Source organism: Burkholderia territorii (assembly GCF_902833055.1).
Classification (GTDB): domain Bacteria; phylum Pseudomonadota; class Gammaproteobacteria; order Burkholderiales; family Burkholderiaceae; genus Burkholderia; species Burkholderia territorii.
In genome coordinates this window covers 663684-689391 of sequence record NZ_CADFEJ010000001.1, presented here as the reverse complement: position 1 = coordinate 689391, position 25708 = coordinate 663684, and the positions used below count along the sequence as shown (strand labels likewise).

The 25708-nt window shown below is 68.5% G+C and carries 23 protein-coding genes; 9 read left to right on the top strand and 14 right to left on the bottom strand.

Annotated features, from left to right (window positions below):
* Position 1: 1 nt before the first annotated feature.
* The gene (locus HW466_RS03025) at positions 2 to 769 is read right to left on the bottom strand and encodes a Crp/Fnr family transcriptional regulator (RefSeq protein WP_174905395.1); all 768 of its coding nucleotides are present in this window, start codon (positions 767 to 769) and stop codon (positions 2 to 4) included.
* A 196-nt stretch (positions 770 to 965) separates the two neighbouring features.
* Between HW466_RS03025 and HW466_RS03020 the strand changes: the two genes are divergently transcribed.
* A complete protein-coding gene (locus tag HW466_RS03020; RefSeq protein ID WP_059507357.1) occupies positions 966 to 2618 on the top strand; it encodes an acyl-CoA synthetase in 1653 nt (550 codons plus the stop codon).
* Between the two features lie 46 nt (positions 2619 to 2664).
* On the opposite strand, the gene HW466_RS03015 is transcribed toward HW466_RS03020, so the two are convergent.
* The 4 genes from HW466_RS03015 to HW466_RS03000 all read right to left on the bottom strand — a co-directional run bounded on the left by HW466_RS03015 (position 2665) and on the right by HW466_RS03000 (position 7193).
* A complete protein-coding gene (locus tag HW466_RS03015) occupies positions 2665 to 4647 on the bottom strand; it encodes a methyl-accepting chemotaxis protein (protein ID WP_060346497.1) in 1983 nt (660 codons plus the stop codon).
* A 130-nt stretch (positions 4648 to 4777) separates the two neighbouring features.
* Positions 4778 to 5209, bottom strand: a complete 432-nt coding sequence (locus tag HW466_RS03010; RefSeq protein ID WP_151006100.1) for a YqaA family protein — start codon at positions 5207 to 5209, stop codon at positions 4778 to 4780.
* A 37-nt stretch (positions 5210 to 5246) separates the two neighbouring features.
* Positions 5247 to 6422, bottom strand: coding sequence for a voltage-gated potassium channel protein (gene kch / locus HW466_RS03005; protein WP_151006101.1), 1176 nt, complete (start codon positions 6420 to 6422; stop codon positions 5247 to 5249).
* A gap of 123 nt (positions 6423 to 6545) precedes the next feature.
* Positions 6546 to 7193: a LysE family translocator gene (locus HW466_RS03000; protein WP_059450227.1), complete on the bottom strand. Its 648-nt coding sequence runs from the start codon at positions 7191 to 7193 to the stop codon at positions 6546 to 6548.
* Positions 7194 to 7476: 283 nt separating this feature from the next.
* On the opposite strand from HW466_RS03000, the gene HW466_RS02995 reads away from it, so the two are divergent.
* Positions 7477 to 7959 carry an Lrp/AsnC family transcriptional regulator gene (locus HW466_RS02995; RefSeq protein ID WP_006755380.1) on the top strand — a complete coding sequence of 161 codons (483 nt, stop codon included), beginning with the start codon at positions 7477 to 7479 and terminating at the stop codon, positions 7957 to 7959.
* Positions 7960 to 8229: 270 nt separating this feature from the next.
* On the opposite strand, the gene HW466_RS02990 is transcribed toward HW466_RS02995, so the two are convergent.
* Together HW466_RS02990 and HW466_RS02985 are read right to left on the bottom strand one after the other, a co-directional pair.
* Positions 8230 to 8373 (bottom strand): hypothetical protein, encoded by a 144-nt coding sequence (locus HW466_RS02990; protein ID WP_230940481.1) that lies wholly within the window; start codon positions 8371 to 8373, stop codon positions 8230 to 8232.
* Positions 8374 to 8618: 245 nt separating this feature from the next.
* Positions 8619 to 10271, bottom strand: a complete 1653-nt coding sequence (locus HW466_RS02985; protein ID WP_174905394.1) for an IclR family transcriptional regulator — start codon at positions 10269 to 10271, stop codon at positions 8619 to 8621.
* Positions 10272 to 10448: 177 nt separating this feature from the next.
* Here HW466_RS02985 and HW466_RS02980 point away from each other — a divergent pair, with 177 nt between their 5' ends.
* Both HW466_RS02980 and HW466_RS02975 read left to right on the top strand, forming a co-directional pair.
* Positions 10449 to 11408 (top strand): MBL fold metallo-hydrolase, encoded by a 960-nt coding sequence (locus HW466_RS02980; protein ID WP_059450229.1) that lies wholly within the window; start codon positions 10449 to 10451, stop codon positions 11406 to 11408.
* Positions 11409 to 11590: 182 nt separating this feature from the next.
* The gene (locus HW466_RS02975; RefSeq protein WP_151006551.1) at positions 11591 to 12970 is read left to right on the top strand and encodes an MFS transporter; all 1380 of its coding nucleotides are present in this window, start codon (positions 11591 to 11593) and stop codon (positions 12968 to 12970) included.
* Between the two features lie 221 nt (positions 12971 to 13191).
* On the opposite strand, the gene HW466_RS02970 is transcribed toward HW466_RS02975, so the two are convergent.
* The gene (locus tag HW466_RS02970) at positions 13192 to 13992 is read right to left on the bottom strand and encodes an SDR family NAD(P)-dependent oxidoreductase (RefSeq protein WP_059450231.1); all 801 of its coding nucleotides are present in this window, start codon (positions 13990 to 13992) and stop codon (positions 13192 to 13194) included.
* A gap of 140 nt (positions 13993 to 14132) precedes the next feature.
* On the opposite strand from HW466_RS02970, the gene HW466_RS02965 reads away from it, so the two are divergent.
* Together HW466_RS02965 and HW466_RS02960 are read left to right on the top strand one after the other, a co-directional pair.
* Complete coding sequence (locus tag HW466_RS02965) at positions 14133 to 15104, top strand: GlxA family transcriptional regulator (RefSeq protein WP_060257612.1); 972 nt, start codon at positions 14133 to 14135, stop codon at positions 15102 to 15104.
* Between the two features lie 76 nt (positions 15105 to 15180).
* Entirely contained in the window at positions 15181 to 16329 is a 1149-nt protein-coding gene (locus tag HW466_RS02960; protein WP_151006968.1) for an epoxide hydrolase family protein, read from the top strand.
* A gap of 122 nt (positions 16330 to 16451) precedes the next feature.
* On the opposite strand, the gene HW466_RS02955 is transcribed toward HW466_RS02960, so the two are convergent.
* Complete coding sequence (locus tag HW466_RS02955; RefSeq protein WP_059450233.1) at positions 16452 to 16943, bottom strand: 2,4'-dihydroxyacetophenone dioxygenase family protein; 492 nt, start codon at positions 16941 to 16943, stop codon at positions 16452 to 16454.
* A gap of 116 nt (positions 16944 to 17059) precedes the next feature.
* Complete coding sequence (locus tag HW466_RS02950) at positions 17060 to 18034, bottom strand: LysR family transcriptional regulator (protein ID WP_059507367.1); 975 nt, start codon at positions 18032 to 18034, stop codon at positions 17060 to 17062.
* A 105-nt stretch (positions 18035 to 18139) separates the two neighbouring features.
* Here HW466_RS02950 and aptA point away from each other — a divergent pair, with 105 nt between their 5' ends.
* Both aptA and HW466_RS02940 read left to right on the top strand, forming a co-directional pair.
* A complete protein-coding gene (gene aptA, locus HW466_RS02945) occupies positions 18140 to 19498 on the top strand; it encodes an omega-aminotransferase AptA (protein WP_151005403.1) in 1359 nt (452 codons plus the stop codon).
* 49 nt (positions 19499 to 19547) lie between these two features.
* Positions 19548 to 21065, top strand: coding sequence for a CoA-acylating methylmalonate-semialdehyde dehydrogenase (locus HW466_RS02940; protein WP_151005405.1), 1518 nt, complete (start codon positions 19548 to 19550; stop codon positions 21063 to 21065).
* Positions 21066 to 21222: 157 nt separating this feature from the next.
* Here HW466_RS02940 and HW466_RS02935 read toward each other — a convergent pair whose 3' ends face one another.
* The 3 genes from HW466_RS02935 to HW466_RS02925 all read right to left on the bottom strand — a co-directional run bounded on the left by HW466_RS02935 (position 21223) and on the right by HW466_RS02925 (position 23914).
* Positions 21223 to 21597, bottom strand: coding sequence for a COG4315 family predicted lipoprotein (locus HW466_RS02935; protein WP_059944510.1), 375 nt, complete (start codon positions 21595 to 21597; stop codon positions 21223 to 21225).
* A gap of 344 nt (positions 21598 to 21941) precedes the next feature.
* A complete protein-coding gene (locus HW466_RS02930) occupies positions 21942 to 22874 on the bottom strand; it encodes an AEC family transporter (RefSeq protein WP_151005407.1) in 933 nt (310 codons plus the stop codon).
* A gap of 155 nt (positions 22875 to 23029) precedes the next feature.
* On the bottom strand, positions 23030 to 23914 hold the full coding sequence (locus HW466_RS02925; RefSeq protein WP_059541444.1) for a LysR family transcriptional regulator: 885 nt from the start codon (positions 23912 to 23914) through the stop codon (positions 23030 to 23032).
* A gap of 385 nt (positions 23915 to 24299) precedes the next feature.
* On the opposite strand from HW466_RS02925, the gene HW466_RS02920 reads away from it, so the two are divergent.
* Positions 24300 to 24677 (top strand): nuclear transport factor 2 family protein, encoded by a 378-nt coding sequence (locus HW466_RS02920; RefSeq protein WP_059450387.1) that lies wholly within the window; start codon positions 24300 to 24302, stop codon positions 24675 to 24677.
* 21 nt (positions 24678 to 24698) lie between these two features.
* Here HW466_RS02920 and HW466_RS02915 read toward each other — a convergent pair whose 3' ends face one another.
* Positions 24699 to 25637: a helix-turn-helix domain-containing protein gene (locus tag HW466_RS02915; RefSeq protein ID WP_060117540.1), complete on the bottom strand. Its 939-nt coding sequence runs from the start codon at positions 25635 to 25637 to the stop codon at positions 24699 to 24701.
* Between the last annotated feature and the right edge of the window lie 71 nt (positions 25638 to 25708).

The following is a 25708-nucleotide window of genomic DNA, read 5'->3' as shown; positions in this document are numbered from 1 at the left end:
TTCAGATCTGCTCGATCCCGACCCGCGCGAGCGCCGCGAGATCGACGACCTCGATCTGGTTGTACGCGAGCCGCAGCACGCCGAGCTTCTCGAGCTGCTGCAACGCCTGGTTGATCCGCTGCCGCGACACGCCGACGAGCATCCCCAGTTCCTCCTGCGAAATCGCGAGCGACGGGCAGGTGTCCGGGTACAGCGCGGGGTTGAACAACTGCGCGAGCGCCTGCGCGACGCGCGCGTCGACATCCAGCAGCCGGCTGTTCTGGATCGACGCGATGAACTCGCCCATCCGGTTGTTCAATTGATGGATCACGAAGCGCGTGAACGGCAGGCTCGTGTCGAGCAGCGCATGGAACGTGTCGACCGGGACGAACAGCACGATCGAGCGCTGGACGGCGACGACCTCGTACTTGCGCAACTCGCGCTTGATCACGCTGCCTTCGCCGAACCAGCCGCCCGACGGCACGCCGGAAAACGTGCAGCCGCGCCCCGACGCGTTGAAGATCGCCAGCTTCAGCAAGCCGCGATGCACGCCGATCCAGTATTCGGACGGCGCGAGCCGCCGCGCGATCACGTCGCCGGCTTCGTGCGTTTCGGCGCGGGACTGCGCGAGCACGAGCGCCTGGTGTTCCGGCGCCAGCGCGCGGAACCACGCGCACTGGCCGAACAGCACGGACAGCGCGGGCAACGGGCCCGGCTCGAGCGGCGGGGCGGGCGGCGTGTGGTCCGGCATGGCGGCCGCGTCGGGCGGCGCAACGGAGTGGTCGTGCATGGATGCGGGTTTGCGAGGATAGGGATAACGCGCAGCGTTCATCGGGCACTCTGTCGTTTCGATGACAGACGGCTCACAATAGCGCCCGTTAGGCTATCGGCAATTGAACCACATCAAAACCGGTCGAGGTGCATGCACGCCGGCCGGATACGAGACCGACGCGCGCGCCGGTCGACAGAAAACGGGAGACAGGATCATGACGCAGATGTTCGAGGCCGGACTCGGCCGCCGCGACGCCAACTACGTGCCGCTCACGCCGATCGACTTTCTGGTCCGCGCGGCCGAAGTCTACGGCGCGCGTCTCGCGATCGTGCACGGCGACGTGCGGCGCACGTGGGGTGAGACCTACACGCGCGCGAAGCAGCTCGCCAGCGCGCTCGCGCGAGCCGGCGTCGGCCGCGGCGAGACGGTCGCGGCGCTGCTGCCGAACATCCCGGCGATGGTCGAGGCGCACTTCGGCGTGCCGATGGCCGGCGCCGTGCTCAACACGATCAACACGCGGCTCGACATTGCGTCGGTGCTGTTCATGCTGCGTCACGGCGAAGCGAAGGTGCTGATCGTCGATACCGAATATGCGGAGCTCGCGCATCGCGCGGCGCTCGAAGTGCCGGGCCTGAAGATCGTCAGCGTCGCCGACGCGATGCCGGCCGACCCCGCGCGCTTTGCCGGCGCGATCGACTACGAGGCGTTCGTCGCGGGCGGCGACCCGGACTACGCATGGACGCTGCCCGCCGACGAGTGGGAGGCGATCGCGCTGAACTACACGTCCGGCACGACCGGCGACCCGAAGGGCGTCGTCTATCACCATCGCGGCGCGTATCTCGCGGCGATCAGCAACATCCTCGAATGGGACATGCCGAAGCATGCGGTGTATCTGTGGACGCTGCCGATGTTCCACTGCAACGGCTGGTGCTTCCCGTGGGCCGTCGCGGCGCGCGCGGGCGTGAACGTGTGCCTGCGCAAGTTCGACGCGAAGACGGTGTTCGACCTGATCCGCCGCGAACGCGTCACCCATTACTGCGGCGCGCCGATCGTGCAGAGCGCGATCGCGAATGCGCCGGCCGAGCTCCGCGCGGGCATCGATCACACGGTGCACGCGATGGTTGCCGGTGCCGCGCCCGCGCCGGCCGTGATCGCGAAGATGAAGGAGATCGGCTTCGACCTGCTGCACGTGTACGGATTGACCGAGGTCTACGGCCCGGCGACCGTCTGCGCGAAGCAGGCGCACTGGGACGCGCTGCCCGACGACGAGCGCGCGCGGCTCAATGCGCGCCAGGGCGTGCGCTATCACCTCGAAGCGGGCGCGACGGTGCTCGACCCGGACACGATGGCACCGGTGCCGGCCGACGGCGAGACGCTCGGCGAGATCATGTTCCGCGGCAACATCTGCATGAAGGGCTACCTGAAGAACCCGCACGCGACGGACGAGGCATTCCACGGCGGCTGGTTCCACACGGGCGATCTCGGCGTGCTGACGCCGGACGGCTATATCCGCATCAAGGATCGACGCAAGGACATCATCATTTCCGGCGGCGAGAACATCTCGAGCATCGAGGTCGAGGATGCGCTGTACCGGCATCCGGCCGTCGAGGTTGCCGCGGTGGTCGCGATGCCCGACCCGAAATGGGGCGAGGTGCCGTGTGCGTTCGTCGAGTTGCGCAACGGAATGAGCGCGACCGAGGAGGAGATCGTCGCGCACTGCCGGCAGTTGCTCGCGGGTTTCAAGGTGCCGAAGGTCGTGCGCTTCGGCGAGCTGCCGAAGACGTCGACCGGCAAGATCCAGAAATTCCAGTTGCGCAATGCGGTCGGCTCGGACAAGGCGATCGACCTGGCGGGAGACAAGAAGTAAGCGACGCGACCGGGCGGTTGCCCGGTCGTTCGTCAGGCGTCATGCGTCACGCGTCGCGGGCCAGCCGGAACACGCTGACCGCTTCCGACAATTGCGCGGCCTGATCGCGCAACGCGACGGCCGCGCGTTCGGCATCCGAGATCAGCGTCGCGTTCTGCTGCGTCGCCTCGCCGATCTGCGTGATGGCCTGGTTCACCTGTTCGATGCCGGTCGACTGCTCGCGCGACGCGGCGCTGATCTCGCCGATCAGCGTGCTGACCTGGTCGACGCGCTGGACGATGTCGCGCATCGTGCCGCGCGCGGCATCCGCGATCCGGTAGCCCTGTTCGACGGTCGTCGACGATTCGGCGCTCAGTGCGTCGATTTCCTTGACCGCCGCCGCGCTGCGTTGCGCGAGCGCGCGCACTTCGGCCGCGACCACCGCGAAGCCCTTGCCGTGCTCGCCCGCGCGCGCGGCCTCGACGGCTGCGTTCAGCGCCAGGATATTGGTCTGGAACGCGATGCCTTCGATCGTGCCGGTGATTTCGGCGATCCGGCGCGTCGCGCGGCCGATGTCGTCCATCGTCGCGACCACGCGTTGCACGGCCGTGTCGCCGTCGGTCGCGGCGGCCGACGCGTCGGCGACCAGCGCGTTGGCCTGCGCCGCGTGTTCGGCGTTCTGCTGCACGGCGGCCGTGATCTGCTCCATGCTCGCTGCCGTCTGTTCGACGCTGCTCGCCTGCGTCGCGATCCGCGCGGCGATGTCGCCGCTGCCGGCCGCGATGCCGACCGTGCCGCGCGCGATGTCGGACGCGCTGCTGCGCACCTGCGCGACGATCCGCGCGAGGCCGTCGCCGATTCCGTCGACCGCCTGCACGAGCCGGCCGATTTCATCGTTGCCCGTCGCATCGCGCGCGGCGGCGCCGTCGCGGATGCGCACGCTGAGATCGCCGGCCGCGAAGCGTTCCGATGCACGCGCCGCCGCATCGAGCGGCCGGCTCACCACGCGTCGCACGACGACGATGAACAACGCCGCGAACGCCGCGACGAGCGCGGCCGCGATCATCAGGAAACGGTTGCGGACGGTACGCATGCCCGCGAGCAGTTCGTCGTCGAGCGCGATGCCGCCGACCAGCCACTGCCATTGCGGAATCGTCGTGAACGATACGAACTTCGCGGTCGGCCCGGTGTCGTGTGCGGCCGGATCGGCCGACGTGTACGCGAGCCTGCCCTCGCCGGCGGCGAGCATCTGCGTGTACGGCGCGCGCGCGTCGTCCGCGCGCTGGCCCGACGCGTCGGGATGGACGACGAAGGTGCCGCGCGATGTGCCCGACGACGCATCGAGCACGAAGTAATAGCCGTTTTCGCCGATCTTCAGCGCGCGGATGCCGTCCTGCACGACTTGCAGCTCGGCTCCGACGTCCAGGCCGACGAACAGCGCGCCGATCACGCGGCCCGTCGCGTCGGTGACCGGCTTGTACTGCGTGATGTACGGCCGGCCGAACAGTTTCGCGAGGCCCGTATAGCTGCGTCCGGCCACGAGCGGCGCATAGGCGGGCCCCGCACGATCGAGGCGCGTGCCGACCGCGCGCGTGCCGTCCTGCTTCTTCAGCGACGTGGTGATGCGCACGAAATCGTCGCCGTCGCGCGCGAAGATCGTCGCGATTGCGCCGCTTTTCTTCAGGAACTGGTCGGGAATCGCGTAATCGAGGTCGAGCGCCTGGCCGCCCGCCGACAGTGTCGGCGCGGCGACACCGCCGATGTCGACGGTGCGGGCAGGATCGAGCGCGAAATCGGCGGGCAGGAAACTCGCGAACAGCGCCATCGAGCGGGTGGCTTCGGCGGACAGCGCCTTGTCGAACATCTCGACCATCGCGCGGATCGACTGTTCCTTGTCGGCGATGCGCGCATGCGCTTCGTCGGCGAGTTGCCGGCCGGCGAAATGGGCAAGCGCCCACGCGAAGACGGTAAACAGCAGCGCGACCAGCACACACGCCAGCGCGGCCAGGCGCGCGCCGACGCTCGCCCGGCCCAATTGGGTCAATCTCATGGCAATCCTGAGTGGGGAGGGAGAGAGGCGGAACGCACGCGCCACCGCATACTGTAAGGAATACGGCAGCTTCGGCGAATTCTTTAGGGGAAAAGCCCCGGCGCGCAAATTTGCCCGCGCAGGGGCAGTGTCAGTGCAACACGAGCCACGCGACGGCCAGATACCGCCCGACCTTCGCGATCGTCACGATCGCGACGAAGGTCGGCAGCGGCTCGCGCAGCACGCCGGCGATCATCGTCAGCGGATCGCCGATCACCGGTGCCCAGCTCAACAGCAGCGACCAGCGGCCGTAGCGTGCATACCAGCGTTCGGCGCGCGCGAGCGCGGCCGGCTTGACGGGGAACCAGCGGCGCTCGCGGAAGTGCTCGATGCCGCGGCCGAGCGCCCAGTTGATTATCGAGCCCGCCACGTTGCCGACGCTCGCGACCAGCACCAGCACCCACACGGGCTCGCGTCCCGCGAGCAGCAGGCCGGCGAGCACGGCTTCGGACTGGAGCGGCAGCAGCGTCGCGGCGACCATCGACACGGCGAACAGGCCGCCGTAAGCAAGCAATTCGGACATCGCGCGATTGTACCGGCCGCACGCCGGCCGGCACGGGTCACGCGGGGGCGTCGGTGCCGAACAGCAGATGCGAGATCACCGACTTGTCGACGGGCTCGTCGTTGAGCGTGCTGGCGAGCAGTTCGCCCGCGAGCTGCTGCGGCGAGAACACCATGTCCGGCTTCAGCAGCCGCAGCCGCTCGAGGTTGCGTTGCTGATTCACGAGCGCGACGGTTCGCACCGTTGACGCGATCTCGCGGATCGCGAGGATGATGAACGCATTCTCGGCATCGTCGGAGCGCAGCGCGAGCACCGCGCGGGCCGTGGCCGCGCCGGCGCTTTCCAGCACCGCGTGGTCGGTGGCGTCGCCGACGATCAGGTCGGTCGCGCCCGGATAGTTGTGCTCGACGCCGGCCGGTACGATCACGGTCACGGCGTAGCCGCGCTTGCGCAGCCCGTCGTGCACGGCATGCGCGACCGGCGTCGCGCCGACGATCAGGAAATGATGCTTGCGGATCACGTTCGAAATGCCTCCCTTGACGATCCGTTTCAGGTTGCCGCCGATCACGGGCCCGACGACCGCGCTGATCGACGTCGCGAACACCGTGATGCCGAGCACGATCACCGACGCGGTGAACAGGCGCGCGGTGGGCGCGTGCGGAACGATGTCGCCGTAGCCGACCGTCGACATCGACACGATCGAGAAGTAGACGGCCGTGGCGAGGTCGTGGACCGGCGGCGTGAATTCGTCGCCGAGATACAGCACGCCGAAGGTCGCGTAGATCAGCAGCGACACGATGCTGAGCAGCGCGAACAGGCTGCTCGCGGCAACGCTCGCGCGGTCGAAATGGCGCCAGTAGTAGATCAGCGTGACGGCGAGGACGGCCGTGTACACGAACACGGCGTTGCTGCGGTAGCCGCCCAGGATGCTGATCGCGGCGGCGGCGACCAGCAGCAGGATCGACAGCACCCACGCGACGCGGGCACGCAGCACGATGCCGATGGCCATCGTCGCGAGGCCGGTCGCGACGACCACCTGCGGCAGCACGACGAGGCCGGCGTTATCGACGAGGTTCAGCGCATCGGTGAGCCACGCGTGATGCATGCCGAGCTTCGCGTGCGCGACGACGGGACGCAGCACCATCAATGCATCGAGTGCGAGGAGGAGAGCGAGATACCAGTGCAGGCCGATCGGCGCGAACAGGCGCCGCAGGCGGGTAGTGACGTGCTTCATGCAATTGCCCGGTGAGCCGGGCATGTCCGACGAACCCGCCGCTACCCTAAAGCATTCGGCGATCGGCTGCTTTTTCGAGGGGGCGCGGGCGGCCCGCAAACCCGTGCGCGCGACTGCTCGCGCTCAGTTCCAGCCGACCATGATCGCGCCCATCCCGACCAGCAGGCCGCCCGTGACGCGGTTCATCGCGCGCATTCGCGCCGGACGTTGCAGTGCACGGCTCAGCCGGTGCGAGAAGAGCGCCATCGACGCGACGCCGCCCGCGAACAGCAGCGCGAAGGACGTCGCGAGCAGCAGGAATTGCGCGTTCAGGCTCCAGTCGGCGCTCGGAACGATGAACTGCGGAAAGAACGACGGAAAGAACAGCAGCGTCTTCGGATTCAGGCCGGAGGTGGCGACGCCGCGCCAGAACAGCGCGCGTCCGCTGTCGCTGTCGTCGGGTGCGGCGCTGCCGGGTAGAGCAGAAGCGGCGGGCGCGGCGACGGGCGCGCGGCCGAGCCATTGCTTGCACCCGAGCCACACGAGATAGGCGGCGCCGGCCCAGCGCAGCACGGTCAGCGCATGCTCGTCGAGATGGACCAGCGAATTCAGGCACAGCGCGGTGAGCGCGAGTTGCAGCAGCACGGCGAGCGTGCCGCCCCATACGCACGGCAGCGCGCGGCGCCAGCCGGTGCGCAATGCCTGATTCATCGTGAGGAGGTTGACGGGGCCGGGGGCGTAGATGAGGACGGCGGACGCAGCGAGGAACGACAGATAAAGCCTGAACGACATGACGGGAGGTACGGAAACGGAGAACAGGCGCCGGCCCGTGCAGCCGGGTAGGCGCGCGGGAGGCGGGACATTGCATGCCTGCGTGTCCGGCGCCGCAACTCGTGATTGCGGCCGGGCGTCCCGCTGCGAGAGGGTTGTCGCGGGGAGCGTGCCGGACGACAGGCATGGAGAAAATGTATCAAGCGCGCCGGTTAAAAGGCTTCCTGTTTTCCAGCAAAACGCGCCCGAAACCGGAATGTCGTTCAGATAGAATGCCGATTTTCAGTAGAAGATTCCTTCCTCCATGGCCACCCGCGAACGCACACCGAAAACCCTCGACAACCAGGACCGCAAGATCCTCGGTGCACTGCAAAAAAATGCGCGTCTGTCGAACGCCGAACTCGCCGAACAGATCGGCATGTCGACCACTGCGTGCTGGAACCGCACGCGACAGCTCGAGCTCGACGGCTACATCGACGGCTACGTTGCGCTGGTCAACCAGCGCATGCTCGGCTACGCGGACATCGTGATCCTCGAAGTCACGCTCGATCGCCACGAGGACGACGCGCTCGCGCGTTTCGGCGCCGAGCTCGCGGCGCTGCCCGAAGTGCTCGAGGCCTACCTCGTGTCGGGCGAATACGACTATTGGATCAAGGTCGCGGTGGACGGCACGGCCGGCTACGAGCGCTTCCTGCGCGAGAAGCTGTACAGGATTTCGAGCATCCGCCACAGCCGCTCGATGTTCGCGCTGCGGTGCATGAAAGACGTGCCGTCGATTCAGGTGTGAAGAAGGGAGAGACGTGCCGCGGATCGTCGTGACGACGAGATTCGCGGTCGCACCGCGCAAAAGCGGTTATCAGGCTGTCGCGGCCAGTGGGCGCGGCCCGGAGCGGGAGACAGGCATGCAGTGCCTGCGGCGCAGGAAAACGGATGAATCTTCCGTCGCCTGTGGCGACGTTCATCCGCCACGCCGATGCCGGGCGCTGCGGCCTTGCGGCGCGCGTCCCGGCAGGGGCGGATGAAGGGCGTGCCGCCAGCCGGCGGCTTCACGCGGCGCTCAGCGCGGCAGACGTGCGTGCGCTTCAGCGATGATTTCGCAGTTCTCGAGGTGCAGTGCCCATGCTTCCGCAAGCAGCTCGCCAACACGTGCGAGCCAGCCGGTGGATTGGGCGGAACGATCGGAGACATTAGACGTTTGCATGACGAAGCCCCATGGAGGTGGCGAGTTAGGGATAACCCTAATCATAGAGGAACGTCACCGTCTTGTGAAATGCGATTTCGTTATATGAGAATTGCTGACAATTTCTGTTGCTGCTACGCAACATGAACGGGGACGCCGTGCGTGCGCCGAACAGGCGCGACGAGGCCGTGGCGAGCACGGCCTCGCATTGACGGCAGAAGGCAGAAGTTGGACGCGCAGAGCAGGCGCGGCAGCGCGGCGCGGTATTACCCGTCGATCCATCCGAAGCGCCACGACAGGCGGCGCGTCGCGGCGCGCAGCGCATGCGCGAGCGCGCTGTCCGGCCCGCGCGGGAAGCCGCGCGACGAACCGATGATCGCGATCACGAGCCGGATGCTGCCGGTGTGATCGAACACCGGCGCGGCGATCGTCCCGATGCCAGGCACCGGCGCATCGAACGCGAAATCGAGCCCGTCCGCACGGATCGTCGCGAGCCGCGCGCGGAATGCGTCGTCGACCTGGGTCGCGCGGCCGGCGAGGCGCACCGGCTCATCGGCGAGCAGGCCGGCCAGCACGTCGTCGGACATGCCGGCCGCGAAGATCCGCCCGATCGCGGTATTCACGAGCGACATCACCGTGCCGACCTGCAGGCTCACGTGCTGCGGCCGCGCGGATTCCTCCAGGCGGATCACCGTCGGCCCGAGCGGACCGAGCGTCGCGGCAGCCACGCTCATGTCGGTCGCGCCCGCCAGCGCGACGATCTCGGCTTCGGCATCGCGCGTCGGCGACACGCGCTGCATCGCGATCAGCCCGAGCGCCTGGGCGAGCGGCCCGCCGCCGAAGCAGCCGGCGTCGTCGCGGCTCAGCAGGCCGATCTTCTGCAGGCTCACCAGATGCGGAAATGCCTTCGCGGGCGGCATGCCGGCCGCCGCCGCAAGGTCGCGCAGCGGCAGCGCGCGGCCCGCCGACACGAGTGCCAGCAGCAGCTCGCCCGTGCTGTCGAGCGCGTTGATGCCGCGTTGCGCTTTCGTATCGTCGGCGAGCGCGGGCGGCATGCGCTGCGTGGCCGGTTGCGTGCCAGCTGCGACCGGCGGCGCATCGCGTCCCGCGCCGAGCGATGCGGTCGCTTGCCGTGCCGCATCGCGCAGCGCCGTCGCGATCGGGCCGTCCCAGCCGACATCGATCGATCCGCTCGAACCGATCACCGTCAACGCCAGTTGCAGGCATCCGTCGGCGTCGAGCACCGGCACGCACATCGCGCTGACGCCGGGGCTCGGCCGATCCACGCCGCGCTCGATCCCGCGTGCGCGGATCGCGTCGAGTTCGGCCTGCCACGCGCCGGCGTCGGACGTGGGCTGGTCGCCTTCCGCGCCGGCGAGCGTGCTGCCGGCGCCGGCCTGACTGGCCGCCATCGCGTCGAGTTGCGCGGGGTCGCCGAACGCGCGGAACACGCGGCCGGTCGCCGTCGTGTCGAGCGACATTACCGATCCGACGTGCAGGTTCACGTGCAGCGGATAGCCGCCGTGCTCGATGCGCACGATCGTGGGTCCGAGCACGCCCGGCACCGACAGCGCGACGCTCAGGCCGACGGCTTCCGCGAGCCGCGCCGCGTGCGGCAGCGCCGCGCGATAGGCGGGCTGGCGTTCGATCGACATCAACCCGAGCCGCAGCGACAGCGGCCCCGGCTCGTAGTTGCCGGTGAGCGCATCGCGCTTCACGAGCGCGAGCCGCGTCAGGCTGACGAGATAGGTGTGTGCCTGCGCGGTCGACAGATCGGCCGCGGCCGCCAGCTCGGACAGCCCGAGCGGCTTGCGCCGGCGCGCGAGCGCGTCGAGCAGCCGGCCGCCGACCTCGACGCTCTGGATCCCGCGCTGCGCCTTGGGCGGTACGTCGTCCGCGCTGACTTCGTGGTTCTGCACGCGATGATTCTTCCGTTGACGAAACCCCGCATGGTATCCGACGCCATTTGACGCGCCAGCCCGCAGGTTTACCCGTATTAGACAATAGCAAGTCGATTTGTCATTGACAAATATTCGTCGCGGGCAGATGATCCGCTCACTCCCCTCAACACATGGCTCGCAGCCACGGAACGCAACATGGCCAAAGCATTCGCCTCCCAAGCCGACCTGGAAGAAAAGAAAGTCACCTGGACGCAGCTGTCCGAGAACGCGTACGCGTACACCGCCGAAGGCGACCCGAACTCGGGCGTGATCATCGGCGACGACAGCGTGCTGATCGTCGACACGACCGCGACGCCCGCGATGGCGCAGGACCTGATCGCGAAGATCCGCAGCGTGACCGACAAGCCGATCAAGCACGTCGTGCTGTCGCATTACCACGCGGTGCGCGTGCTCGGCGCATCCGCGTATTTCGACGAAGGCGCGCAGCACGTGATCGCGAGCCGCGGCACGTACGAGATGATCGTCGAGCGCGGCGAGGCCGACATGAAGTCGGAGATCGAGCGCTTTCCGCGCCTGTTCGCGGGCGTCGAGACGGTGCCGGGCCTGACCTGGCCGACGCTCGTGTTCGAGCGCGAGATCACGCTGTTCCTCGGCAAGCTCGAAGTGAAGATCATGCACGTCGGCTCGGGCCACACGAAGGGCGACACGATCGTCTGGCTGCCGTCGCAGAAGGTGCTGTTCTCCGGCGACCTGGTGGAATACGACGCGGCCTGCTATTGCGGCGACGCGCAGCTCGAACAATGGCCGGCCACGCTCGAGGCGCTGCGCGCGCTCGGTGCGGAGAAGCTCGTGCCCGGCCGCGGCCCCGCGCTGCTGAATCCGGCCGAAGTCGACAAGGGCCTCGACTACACGAAGGATTTCGTGACGACGCTGCTCGCGCAGGGCCGCAAGGCCGTCGAGCGCAAGCTCGACCTGAAGGCGGCGATGGCGCTCACGCGCGAAGCGATGGATCCGAAGTTCGGCCACGTGTTCATCTACGAGCACTGTCTGCCGTTCGACGTGTCGCGCGCGTTCGACGAAGCGAGCGGCATCACGCATCCGCGCATCTGGACCGCGCAGCGCGACAAGGAAATGTGGGCCGCGCTGCAGGATTGAACGGCCCGCGGCGGCGCGGCGTCCCCGCGCGCGTTCCGCCGCTTTCCTGACGGCGCCTGAACGACGGCGGCATCGAGCCGCGGTTCGGGACGCCGCCTTCCGGTCTTGCAAGAAAGCAGGGCGCACGTACGCCCTCGGAGACTGCTGCGCGCTCGAATCGCGCGGCCCGTTTGGAGAGAGACATGCCCCAATCGCTTCCCGCCGAAGCGACGATCGCGCACGCGAGTGTCGCGGCGTCTGCTTCCGCCCATGCATCCACGCCGGCGTCCGACGCCGGCGACGCCGTGCTGTTCCGCAAGATTGCCTGGCGGATCGTGCCGTTTCTGTTCCTCTGCTACGTCGTGTCGTTCCTCGATCGCATCAACATCGGCTTCGCGCAGTTGCAGATGAAGCACGACCTCGGTTTCAGCGATGCGATGTACGGCCTCGGCGCCGCGGTGTTCTACGTGGGCTACGTATTCTGCGAGGTGCCGAGCAACATGCTGCTCGCGCGCTTCGGCGCGCGCCGCACGTTCACGCGGATCATGCTGCTGTGGGGCGTCGCGTCGACCGCGATGATGTTCGTGTCGCAGCCGTCGCATTTCTACGTGCTGCGCTTTCTGCTCGGCGTGTTCGAGGCCGGCTTCTTTCCCGGCATCGTGCTGTACCTGACCTACTGGTTCCCCGCGAACCGCCGCGCGGCGGCGATTTCGGTGTTCTTCGCGGGCGTCGCGGTGGCCGGCGTGCTCGGCGGGCTGATGTCGGGCTGGATCATGCGCGACATGAGCGGCGTGCTCGGGCTGCACGGCTGGCAATGGATGTTCGCGATCGAAGGCGCGCCGGCGATCGTGCTCGCGTGCTTCGCGTTCACGTATCTGGTCGACCGGCCGCACGACGCCGCGTGGCTCACGTCCGACGAAAAGGCGCGCGTGGCCGCGCTGTGCGGCGACGGCCGTGCGCACGGCGCCGCGCATGGCGCGCACGATACCCGCAGCCTCGCGGCCGCGCTCGCCAATCCGCGCGTCTACCTGTTCGCGTTCATCTACTTCTCGCTGACCTGCGCGTCGCTGACGCTCAATTTCTGGATGCCGCTGATGATCCGCGATTTCGGCGTGACCGACGTCGTGGCCGTGAGCCTCTACACGGTGGTGCCGAACGCGGTGGGCGCGCTCGGGCTGATCCTCATCGCGCGCCGCTCGGACCGCACCGGCGAGCGCCGCAGGCACTTCGCGTGCTGCACGATCGGCGGCGGCCTCGCGCTTGCGGCGCTGACGCTGCACCTGCACAGCTTCGCGGCGATGCTCGCGTGCCTGTCGATCGCGGCGACGCTGATCTTCGCCGCGCTGCCGATCTTCTGGGCCGTGCCGACCCGCTATCTGTCGGGCAACGCGGCCGCGGCCGGTATCGCGCTGATCAGCAGCATCGGGATCACGAGCGGCATCGTCAGCCCGTGGGTGATCGGGCTGATCCGCACGCGCACCGGCAGCATGGATCTTGCCGTCTACCTGCTGGCCGCGCTGCTGGCGTTGAGCGGCGCCGCGCTGATGCTCGGCGTGAAGGACGAGCCCGCTCGGCGGGCCTGAGCCCCGGCCGGTCGCCGCGCGCGGGCGGCGGCGATCGGCGTTGCGTGTCCTGTCGGCCCGTATTCGCCTCCATCGAGGAGACGATCGATGTCAGCCCGTCTTCATTCTGACGCCGCGCGGCCGGGCGCGTGTGCGTCGCGCTGATCAGCCGGCGATCCGGCGCGTCCAGTGCGATCCGCCAGCGCGCGGCCGATCCCGGATGTGCCGCCGGTCGACGCCGGTCAGCGGGCAGCCGCGTAGCGCGGCGCGGGCGAATCCGTCGACAGGTGCGGCGCCATCGTGCGGCGCGCGGTGTCGTACGCTTCCCATTCTTCGGCCGCATGCAGCGACGGAATCGTCACGAGTTCGCCGCGATCGAAGCCGACCAGCGCCGCGTCGACCAGGTCGGTGGCCGACATCACGATCTCCTTCGGCAGGTGCTCGAGCGGCAGGCCGCCGGTCTGCCAGAAGTCGGTGGCCGTCGCGCCGGGCAGCACGGCCTGCACCTGCACGCCGTGCTCCGCGAGTTCGTGGTGCAGCGACTGGCTGAACGCGAGCACGAACGCCTTGCTGCCGCCATATACACCATTGAGCGTTTCCGGCGACAGCGCCACGATCGACGAAATGTTGATCACGGCGCCGCGCCCGCGCGCGACGAAGCCGGGCACGGCCGCATAGGTCAGGCGCGTGAGCGCGGTCACGTTCAGCTCGATCATCCGCGTCATCGCGTCGACGTCGCTGTCGAGCAGCGGCGCGTGCGTGCCGATGCCCGCGTTGTTGACGAGCAGCGTGATGCTGGCGTCCTGCTTCAGCTTCGCCTCGACGGCGGCGAGCGCCGCGCGGTCGTTGAGGTCCGCGCCGAGGATCTCGACGCTGCGCTGCGTGTCGTTGGTGATGCGTTCGGCGAGCGTGGCCAGCCGGTCGCGGTTGCGTGCGACGAGGATCAGGTCGTAGCCGCGGCGCGCGAGCCGGTCCGCATAGATCGCGCCGATGCCGGACGATGCGCCGGTGATGACGGCGGTACCGCGATGTGCTTCAGTCATGATGTCGCTCCAGTTCGAGGAAAAGGTGAGTGCGTGAAGCCATTCTGGCCGCGAATCGCCGCGACACAAATGACGTAGATGGGTATGATTTCGGACATCGGGCGGGTCGCGACGATCATGCCCCGTGACGGGAGATGCGCATGCACCGAATCGGCTTTCTGATCAGCGACGGCTTCCAGATCATGGCGCTGGCCGCGCAATCGGTGTTCGAGTACGCGAACATGGCGGCGGGCGAGCCGTTCTACGCGATGGACAACTACTCCGTCGACGGCGGCGACGTGCGCTCGTCGCTCGGGTTGCCGGTCGCGACGCGCGCGCTGCGTGGGCGGATCGACGTCGATACGTGGATCGTCGCGGGTGTCAACGATCCGCTCGCGTCGCCGGCGCCGGCCGGCGTCGTCGCGTTCCTCAGGCGCGTCAATGCGCGCGCGCGGCGGATCGCCGGCATCTGCACCGGCGCGTTCGTGCTCGCCGAGGCCGGCCTGCTCGCGCAGCGCCGCGCGACGACGCACTGGGCGTACGGCCGCGACATGCAGAAGCACTTTCCCGACATTCGTGTCGAGGACGACCGGATCTACATCGTCGATGGTCCGATCTGGACGTCCGCCGGGATGACGGCCGGCCTCGATCTCGCCCTCGCGATGGTGGAGAAGGATCTCGGCGCGGACATCGCACGTTCGGTCGCGCACAAGCTCGTGATGCACCAGCGCCGCTCGGGCGGGCAGTCGCAGCATTCGGAAATGCTGGACCTCGCGCCGAAATCGGACCGGATTCAGAACGCGCTGAACTATGCGCGGCAAAATCTCTCCCGCGCGCTGACCGTCGAGGCGCTGGCCGAGGCCGTCCACCTGAGTCCGCGCCAGTTCAGCCGGGTGTTCACGCTCGAAACCGGGCAGTCGCCGGCGAAGGCGATCGAGCGGCTGCGGCTCGAGGCCGCGCGGCTGATGATCGAGCAGAGCCGGCATTCGCTCGACGTGATCGCGAGAGAGAACGGCTTTCGCGACCGGCGGCATCTGCGCGACGCGTTCGTGCGCGGCTTCGGCGTGCCGCCGCAGGCCGTGCGGCGCGACGCGCGGGCGGACGAGCGCGCGGACGAGCGCAAAACGGGCTGACGCTCGCGGCCGCGCGCCGCCAGCACGGGCGTGAAAAATCGCGCAGAATCTCCGGCATTCGTCGCGAGGAGACACCATGCACGCCGCCCCGTTCAACATTGCGATTCCCGATCATGCGCTGGACGACCTGCAGCGACGCCTGCGCGACACGCGCGAGCCGGCGCTGACGCCTGCCGCGCCGTGGCAGCAGGGCGTGGATGGCGCGTGGCTGCGCGAACTCGTTGCCTACTGGGCCGGGCGCTACGACTGGCGGGCGGCGGAGCGTGCGCTGAACCGGCAGCCGCAGTTCGTCGCGGACGCGGGCGGGCAACGCGTGCATTTCATCCATCGTCGTGGGGCGGGGCCGACGCCGTATCCGCTGGTCATCACGCACGGCTGGCCGGGGTCCGTATTCGAATTCGATGCGTTGATCGATCGCCTGTGCGATCCGGCGGCGTTCGGCGGCGATCCGCGTGACGCGTTCGACGTCGTCGCGCCGTCGCTGCCCGGCTTCGCGTTCTCGCCCGCGCCCGCGGCAGCCGGCATGTCGGCATTCCAGGTCGCCGACTGCTGGGCGGCGTTGATGTCCGGCCTCGGATATCGCCGCTTCGGCGCGCAAGGTGGCGATCTGGGCGCAGGCGTGTCGATTGCGCTCGGCGCGCGGCACGCCGACGTGGTGGACGGCATCCATCTGAACTACCTGCCGGGCAACTACGAGCCGCCGACCGACACGGCTTCGCCGCTGACCGACAACGAACGGGCCTTCGCGACGCAGCGCGCGGAGTGGGTTGCGCTGGAGGGTGGATACGCGCATGTGCACATGACGAAGCCGCAGACGCTGGCCGTCGCGCTCAACGATTCGCCGGCCGGGCTGGCCGCGTGGATCGCCGAGAAGTTTCGCGCGTGGAGCGATTGCGATGGCGACGTCGCACGGCGGTTTTCGCACGACACGCTGCTGACGGGCATCTCGCTCTACTGGTTTACCGGCTGCATCGGTTCTTCAATGCAGATGTATTGGGAAAACCGGCTGCAGCCGATGCGCTTCGCGGCCGGGCAACGCGTGGCGGTGCCGCTTGCGTTCGCGCGCTTTCCGAAGGAAATCAGCCGCCCGCCGCGCAGCTGGCTCGAACGGGTGTTCGACGTCGCGCAGTGGACCGACATGCCGAGCGGCGGCCATTTTGCCGCGATGGAAGAACCGGACCTGCTGGCCGACGATATTCGCCGGTTTTTCCGGCGTTTCCGGTGATGCACTTTGGGCGGCGTGGCGGGCGACGTGGGCGGGCCGACATGCGCGTGTTGGCGAGCGCCGGCGCCGCACGGATCGCGACACGACGAGCGCGTCTGTCTTGCCGCGCGATTACCGGGTGATCATCGGGTGACGAACGGCGCCGCATCGTGCGGCGCGGTGCGCGCGTGCTTGCGCTGGCGCAGCAGCGCGACGCGGCAATTCTCGCGCGCGGTTTCGCGGCCATCGTCGTCGAGCAGCACCAGATCGCCGCGCATCACGTTGAGGGTGATCACGTCGTCGCCGGGCGCGCCGAGCGTTTCCGGCGTATGCACCGACCCGGCCGGTTCGAGCACCGTCGAGCCGGCCTGCGCGATCCACTCGTACTCGCGGTAGCGCCACGCGCCCTGCAGCGTATGCACGAACACCTCGCCGTCGTGGCGATGGCGCGGCAGCGTGCCGCCGGCCGGCATCTTCAGCAGCGCGGTGAGTGTGTCCTCGGCCGCGTTGATGTGCAGATACTTGATCGCGAGCCCCGGCAGGTCCGCGCTCATCGGCAGCCACGGCAGCGCATCGCCGGGCAGGCACGAGATCGGCGGCAGGTCGGTGGGGAGCGGAGCGGACGGCTGCGTCATGGCGGGCGGGGAGCGGAAAACGGGAAGTGCGCATTATCGCAGAGCGCGCTCGCGCCGCAGCGCCGCAGCGCCGCAGCGCCGCGTCGGACGGCGGCGCGAGCGAAGCTCTGGCCCGGCTAGGCGTCGCCGCCATCTGCCTCATCTTCGCCTTCCCGCGCCACCGCATGCGCTGCCTCGAGGCACGACTGGAACAGCAGCGCCGCGCGCGTCGGCCGCGGCGAGCGCCGCAGCAGGCTCACGAACCGGCACCGATAGTTGAAGCGATGCGGCGCGATCGGCTGCATCAGCGCCTTGTTTTCGAAGCTTTCCGCGTAATGATCGGGCAGAAACCCGAGGTAGCGGCCCGACAGGATCAGCGTCGCGATCGATTCCTGGTCCGATGCCGTCGCGCTGCGCGTGAGCTTCGCGCGATGGCTCAATTCCATGTTCGGCGAGTGGAAGCCGAGCCCGGCGAACGCGTGGTCGCGAATCGTCGTCCATGTGAGCTTGCCGTGCGGCGCATCGAACAGCGGGTGCTGGCGGCCGCAGTACAGCAGCATCCGCTCGTCGAACAGTTCCGAATACACGAGGCTGCCCGAGCTGCGGTGCGCCGGGATGATCCCGACCTGATAGCTGCCGTCGATGATCCCGCGCTCGACCTCGTTGATCGACGCGACATGCAGGTTCAGTGCGACGTCGGGCGCTTCGTCGGCGAACTGGCGGATCGCGTCGCCGAGCCGCGCGTTCGGATTGGTCGCCGTCTTGTCGAATACGGCGACATGCAGTTCTCCGCCCATCTTGTCGTGAATGCCGTCGATTCTGCTGCGAAACGCTTCCATCGATGCAAGCAGTCGCAGCGTCTCCTCGTACACCGTCTGCCCCTCGGCGGTCAGCGTGAAGCCCGCGCGGCCGCGCCGGCACAGCACGAGGCCCAGGCGCGTTTCCAGGTCCTTCACGTGCCGGCTGATCGTCGAGATGCCGATGTTCAGCTCGAGTTCGGCCGCCGCCATCCCGCCGCACTGCACGACGCCCTTGAAGACCCGCAGCAGCCGCAGATCCATGTCGCTGAGCTGCCCGAGCAGCGCGCGGCTCTTCGGTTTCTTTGCTTGCATAGTTGCGCAAGTGAACATTGATATTGCGATATTGAAGAGACTAATTGGCCTCCCGACAATGCGCAACATCATCACAAGAAGGAGGGGCGCGCCGCGCCGACCGACATGACCGACACGATCACCGCCAGCCAGCACGACGAAACCGGCACCCGCACCGACGCCGCGTGGCTCGACGCCCACTGGATGCCGTTTACGGCGAACCGTCAGTTCAAGTCCGATCCGCGCATGATCGTGTCGGCCAAGGACGCGTATTTCACCGATGCGGAAGGCCGCAAGATCTTCGACGGCCTGTCGGGCCTGTGGTGCACGGGCCTCGGTCACGGCCGCGCGGAAATCACGGAAGCCGTGAGCCGCCAGGTCGCGCAGCTCGACTACGCGCCGGCGTTCCAGTTCGGCCATCCGAGGTCGTTCGAGCTGGCGAACAAGATCAAGGAGCTGACGCCGGCCGGCCTCGACTACGTATTCTTCACGGGCTCGGGTTCGGAAGCGGCCGACACGTCGCTGAAGATGGCCCGTGCTTACTGGCGCGCCAAGGGCAAGGGCACGAAGACGCGCCTGATCGGCCGCGAGAAGGGTTATCACGGCGTGAACTTCGGCGGCATCTCGGTCGGCGGGATCGGGCCGAACCGCAAGCTGTTCGGCCAGGGGATCGACGCCGACTTCCTGCCGCACACGCAACTCGCCGAAAACCGCTTCTCGCGCGGAATGCCGGAGCACGGCGCCGATCTGGCCGACCGTCTGCTCGACCTGATCGCGCTGCACGATGCATCGAACATCGCGGCCGTGATCGTCGAGCCGTTCTCGGGTTCGGCGGGCGTGGTCGTGCCGCCGAAGGGCTATCTGAAGCGCCTGCGCGACATCTGTACCGCGCACGACATCCTGCTGATCTTCGACGAAGTCATCACGGGCTTCGGCCGTGCCGGCGCGATGACGGGCGCCGACGCGTTCGGCGTGGTGCCGGACATCATGAACTTCGCGAAACAGGTGACGAACGGCGTGCAGCCGCTCGGCGGCGTGATCGCGACGAAGGAAATCTACGACACGTTCATGGCCGCGGGCGGCCCCGAGTACATGCTCGAGTTTCCGCACGGCTACACGTACTCGGCGCACCCGGTCGCGTGCGCGGCCGGCGTCGCGGCGCTCGACCTGCTGGTGAAGGAAGACGCGGTGGCGCGTGTGCGCGATCTCGCGCCGCATTTCGAGGCGGCCGTGCACGGGCTGAAGGGGCAGCGCCATATCACCGACATCCGTAACTACGGGCTGGCGGCCGGCCTGACGATCGCGGCGCTGCCGGGCGAGCCGGCACGGCGGCCGTACGAGATCGCGATGCGCTGCTGGGCGAAGGGCTTCTACGTGCGCTACGGCGGCGACACGATCCAGCTCGCGCCGCCGTTCATTTCGGAAAAGCGCGAGATCGACAACCTCGTGAACGCGCTGTCCGACGCGCTGAACGAAGTGGATTGATCCGCAATCCGTTCCCTGCGACAACCGAATTCACGACCGAGCCAGAATCATGAAACACGACAGCAATGTGACCTCCACCGTCGGCCACCTGATCGACGGCAAGTGCGTCGACGGCGGCAGCCGCGTGCAGCCGGTGTTCGACCCGGCCACCGGCGAATCGCGCAAGAGCGTCGCGCTTGCCGACAAGCTGACCGTCGAAGCCGCGATCGCGTCCGCGCAGGCCGCGTTCCCCGCGTGGCGCAATACGCCGCCGCTGAAGCGCGCGCGCGTGATGAGCCGCTTCAAGACGCTGCTCGAGGAGCACGCGGACGAGCTGTGCGCGCTGATCACCGCCGAACACGGCAAGGTGCTCGCCGACGCGATGGGCGAGCTGCAGCGCGGAATCGAGAACGTCGAATACGCGACCTACGTGCCCGAGTTGCTGAAGGGCGAGCACACCAAGAACGTCGGCCCCGCGATCGACTCGTGGAGCGAATTCCAGGCGCTCGGCGTCGCGGCCGGCATCACGCCGTTCAACTTCCCGGTGATGGTGCCGCTGTGGATGTGGCCGATGGCCGTCGCATGCGGCAACACGTTCGTGCTGAAGCCGTCCGAGCGCACGCCGTCGTCGACGCTGCGCATGGCGGAACTGGCGCTCGAGGCCGGCCTGCCTCCGGGCGTGCTGAACGTCGTGAACGGCGACAAGGAAGCAGTCGACACGCTGTTGACCGACCCGCGCGTGAAGGCGGTGAGCTTCGTCGGCTCGACACCGATCGCCGAATACATCTATTCGACCGGCTGCGCGCACGGCAAGCGCGTGCAGGCGCTTGGCGGCGCGAAGAACTTCGCGGTCGTGATGCCCGACGCCGACATCGGCAACGCGGTGAACGCGCTGATGGGCGCCGCGTACGGCTCGTGCGGCGAGCGCTGCATGGCGATTCCGCTGGTTGTCGCGATCGGCGATGAAACGGGCGACAAGGTGGTCGAGGGCCTGAAGGCCGAGATCGCGAAGATGAAGGTCGGCCCGGGCAACGGCGCCGGCGTCGACATGGGCCCGCTCGTCACGAAGCAGCATTTCGAGAAGGTGACGGGCTTCGTCGACGCGGGCGTGGAAGCGGGCGCGACGCTCGTCGTCGACGGGCGCGGCGTGAAGGTCGACGGCCACGATGGCGGCTACTACCTCGGCCCGTGCCTGTTCGACAACGTGAAGCCCGGCATGCCGATCTATCAGCACGAGATCTTCGGGCCGGTGCTCGGCGTGATTCGCCTGAAGTCGCTCGACGAGGCGATGGCGCTGATCGACGCGCACGAATACGGCAACGGCACGTGCCTGTTCACGCGCGATGGCGAAGCGGCGCGCTATTTCAGCGACAACATCCAGATCGGCATGGTCGGCATCAACGTGCCGCTGCCGGTGCCCGTCGCCTATCACTCGTTCGGCGGCTGGAAGCGCTCGCTGTTCGGCGACCTGCACGCGTACGGTCCGGATGCGGTGCGCTTCTACACGAAGCGCAAGACGATCACGCAGCGCTGGCCGTCGGCCGGCGTGCGCGAAGGCACGGTGTTCAGCTTCCCGTCGAACCGCTGACGCGCGATCCGGCCGTCACGCGACGCGCGCCCGTCGGTGGCGTGACGCGAGGCGGCGCGCGAAGGAAGGACGCAAGGACCCGCCCCGGTCGCCGACCGGGGCGAGTCTTTTCATCTGCGCGGCGGCCGTGCCGGCACGGAAGACCGGGACGGCACGCTTACGGCGCGACCACGTGCCACATGTTCTTGAAGTTGTCGCCGTTTCGGTCGCCCTGTTTCATGTCCTTCGCGAAGAAGTACAGTGGCTTGCCCTTGTAGGCCCATTGCGGGCTGCCGTCGTCGCGCTTGACGATCGTGTAGGGGCCGACCGGGACATCGGTCGCGCTGGCCTTGTACGGCGGCCAGATCGCTTCGCATTGGCCCGTGCATGCGCTGGTGCCTGCGTTGGGCTTGTCCTTGTCGAATGCGTAGACGGTCATGCCGTTCGCAGCGACGAGCGCGCCGTTTTCGACCTTGGTGATCGAGCCTTGAGCCGAGGCCGAGACGGACGCCATGGCGAGCACGGCGGAGCTGACGAGCAGCGCGGCTTTCATGATTACCTCCTGGTAGTCCGGTGGGCGGCGCAGCCGCGCGCATGGCCGGGCATGCGCGCGGCTGCGGGGAATGGTGCCGGAACGCGGCGCCGTGGCCGCCGGTGCGAGCGACGTGTAGTCGAATGGCGGAGGCAACGGACCCGCTTCATTCACCATAGGCGCTTTTTGGCGGGGCTGCGAGAACAACCGGGGGCATATCGGCGATGCGTGCGTGCCGCGCAACGGGCGGGGCGGTTGCGCGCGTGCAGCGGGATTCGGTATCCGTCCCCGAAGCGTCGCGAGTCAGGCTGGCTCGTGCGGTTGTGCTTGCGCGACGGACGCGGGCACGGCGCGGTGCCGGGCCGTCAGCGAAATACCGGCGCCGATGCGAGCGCAGTCAGCACGGCCGGCATCGCGAGTGCGGCGGCGACTGTCTGGAACGCGGTGATGCCGGCCATCAGCGGTGCATCGCCGCCGAGCTGGCGCGCCATGATGTACGACGAGGACGAGGTCGGCAGCGCCTGGAACAGCAGCGCGATGGTCAGCGCGGCATCGCCGAGCCCGAACAGGCGGCCTGCCGCGAGCGTGGCGAGCGGCATCGCCATGAACTTGAACGCCGACGCGATGCACATCGGCTGCAGCCATTGGCGCGCCGTGTCGAACTTCAGCGCCGCGCCCACGCACAGCAGGCCGAGCGGCATCGACGCGGCGCCGAGCGCACGGACGGCCGGCTCGACGGCAGCCGGAAACGCGACGCCCGCGGCCTGCATCGCGATCCCCAGCGCGCAGCCGACGACGAGCGGATTCGACAGGATCTGGCGCACGAGCGCCCACGCGCCGAACCGCGTGATGCCGTAGCGCGCGAACACCAGCACGCACATCAGGTTCACCGTCGGCACGATCACCGCAACGCACACTGCCGCGAGCGCGATTCCGTGCGCGCCGAAGAGTCCGGCGGCGAGCGCGGTGCCGACATAGTTGTTGAAGCGCACCGCGCCCTGGAATACCGACGTGAATCCGGCGCCGTCGACCGAAACGAAACGGCGGACCAGCAGCAGAAGCGCCGCGACGAGCACGGTCGAACCGACCAGCGCCGCCGCCAGCGGCACGACGGGCAACGCCTGCAGCCGCGCGTTCGCGAGGCCGTTCGCGAACAGCGCGGGCAGCAGCACGTAATAGCAGAGCCGCTCGGCATGCGGCCAGAACGCATCGGCGATGAAGCCCGTGCGGCGCAGGCCGTGGCCGAGCGCCACCAACAGCGCGACCGGCGCGAGCGCGAGCAGGATCGGGCCGATCATCGACGCGCCTTCGGGCGAGACGGCAGGCAGGCGCGGCAGCGGAACGAAGCGGGAATCCATCCGGCGGGCAACATGGCGGCACGCAATCGAAAGAGTGACGATGCCGCCAAGTTAACACGCGGATGCAGCAGGAATAATGGTTAATTATCGGGTATTCAATGAGAAATTCTCATCGATGATGCGGTGACTTCGGCGGCCAGCGCACGCGCGAAACGTTCCGCCGGCCGCGACTGGTGTTCGAGCAGCACGACCGCACGGCCCATCTGCGGCTCGCCGAACGGCAAGCGCGTGACGGGCGGCAGCCGCGCGAGCGTCGAGTCGGGGAGTGCGACGATCGCCGCGCCGAGCCCGCGCGCGACCATCCGCGCGATCGTCTCCGCGCTGTCGAGCACCATCTCCTCGCGTACGCGCACGCCGATGCGGCGCAACTCGGCGGCGATCATCCGGCCGGCCCATGCCTGCGCGTCGAAGCGGATGAACGGCAACGCCTCGAGCAGCGTGCGCGCGTCGCGCTCCGCATACTGCGGTGGCGCGAGCAGCCAGAAGCGGTCTTCGTACAGCGTGGTCCACGTCAGTTGCGCCGGGTGCGGGCGCACCGGGCGCGTCGTGATCGCGGCATCGAGCTCGCCGGCCGCGACGCGGTTCGCCAGTTCGGCCGACATGCCGGCCGATACGTGCACGCGCAACGACGGATGCGCGGCACGCAGCGCGAGCAGCGCATCGGGCAGCGGTCCGGACAGCGCGGTCTGGATCGCGCCGATTCGCAGGCGGCCGACCAGCTTCTTCTCGTCGCTGAGCGCATCGGGAATCCGGTCGACCATCGCCAGCACCTGCTCGGCTTGCGCGACGAGGATGTTGCCGGCTTCGGTCAGTACCGGATGGCGGCGCGAACGGTCGAACAGCTGCACGTTGTATTCGCTTTCGAGCGTCTTGATCTGCAGGCTCACGGCCGATTGCGTGAGCCCGATCGCTTCGCCGGCGCGTGCGAAGGTCCGGTATCGGGCGATCGCGACCAGCGTTCTGAATGCGCGTAGTGACATGGAGTCGGTGAGGTGGGCGGCCGGTGCCGGCACGCGGATTGCTCGATGATGCCGGAGACGGCGCATCGACGGCATGTCGATCGCGGCGCCGATGCTCGCCCAAGCCGGCTGCTCGGCCGGCACGCTGGCGGACATCATGCCCGCGCGTGCGAAAACGGGCAACCGCGCCATCGGCGCGCGTGGCGGAAAACGCGGCGCGCCGTGTGCAGATGGTCGCAGCGATCGCCAGGTGCGGGTTTTCGTGAATGGCATCGAGGCGCGCATGCACGCATCGCTGCCCGCGGTGGGCGGTCGTCGCCGGTCGGGCTGCCCGCATGCATTCGATCGATGCGTCAGGGCGGCGCGCGCTGTCGCGCCGGCCCCGCCCTTCGTGGAGGAAACAACGATGACAGACGACCCCGGCGACGTTGCGCGCGCCAGCTATCGCGCGTACGTCGACAAGGACCGCGACGCGATCGAAGCACTGATCGCGCCGGACTTTCATTTCACGAGCCCGCTCGACAACCGGCTCGACCGCGACGCCTATCTGGCGCGCTGCTGGCCGAACAGTGCGTTGCTCGCCCGTTTCGCGTTCGTCGACGTCGCCGTGCACGGCGAATACGTGTTCGTCGTGTACGAAGCCGACACGAGCGCCGGCAGGCGGTTTCGCAATGCAGAGCGGTTGCGCGTGCGCGATGGCCGGATCGTCGAGGCCGAAGTGTATTTCGGCTGGTATGTGCCGCATCAGGCGCCCGAGGGCGGGTTCATCGAATCGGCCGGTTGATGCGCGACGGCCAGCGGCTTGTCACACCCAGAGTCGGTACATCCAGAACGATTCGTCCTCGGCGAAGCGCCGTACGAACTCGGTCGGCGAGAAGCCGGTGATGCGCCGCGTCGCGCGGCTCAGGTGTGCCTGGTCGGCGAATCCCTCGTCCAGCGCGAGCGCGGCCCAGTCGACCGGCTGCCCGGCCTCCTGCCGGTCGCGCGCGGCGAAGAACACGCCTTCGGTGCGCACCAGCGTTTGCCAGTCGCGCAACGAGCGGCCGCTGTACGACTTGATGCGCCGTTCGACCTGGCGCGGGCTGTGGGTGTACCGCCATTCGCGCGCTTTCGACGCGAGACGCCCGACCCAGCCGCGTCCGGCATCGCGCAGTGACGTCAGCGGCGACACGTTGCCGCGCAGCGCGTGCCAGCGCGGCGCGACGTAACGGTCGAGCGCGGCCAGTGCATCGTCGTCGTGTTCGGCATTAACGAGCGCATCGAGCAGCGGCTGCCAGCTGTCGTCGAGGCATGCATGCGCGTCGACGAAGGTGTCGTGGATCGCCGGCAGCGCGACGCCGAACAGCGCGCGTGCGGCGTCGGCATGCAGGCAGACGATGCCGCCTTGCCCGGTCGTTGGCGCCCAGCTCGCGACCGGCATCGACTGGCTGCCCGACAGCGTCGCGGATGCGCCGAACGGCCGCCATGCGGGCCCGTCGCCGGTGCGTTGCACGAGCCCGACGTCGAGGCCGCGATACCACGACAGGCAGACGATCGGCGACGCCGGGAAATGCGTGAGCCGCTGCGCGTCGCTCAACGCGAAGCCGCGCGTGTCGCGGGTGACGATCGCGACGACCGCGCCTTGCAGCGCGGCTGGCGACGGATACAGCCGGGTGGGCGGCGAGCGGCCGTCGCACTGCACGCGCGGCGCACGCGCGAGCGGATCGGGACACGGCGGCAAAGCGGGAGACGGACCGAAGGGCATGACGCCGGAGTATAGGGACCGGCGCCACGCGTGTCGATGTCGTTTGCGTTCAAGACCGGCCGCGTGTCGAT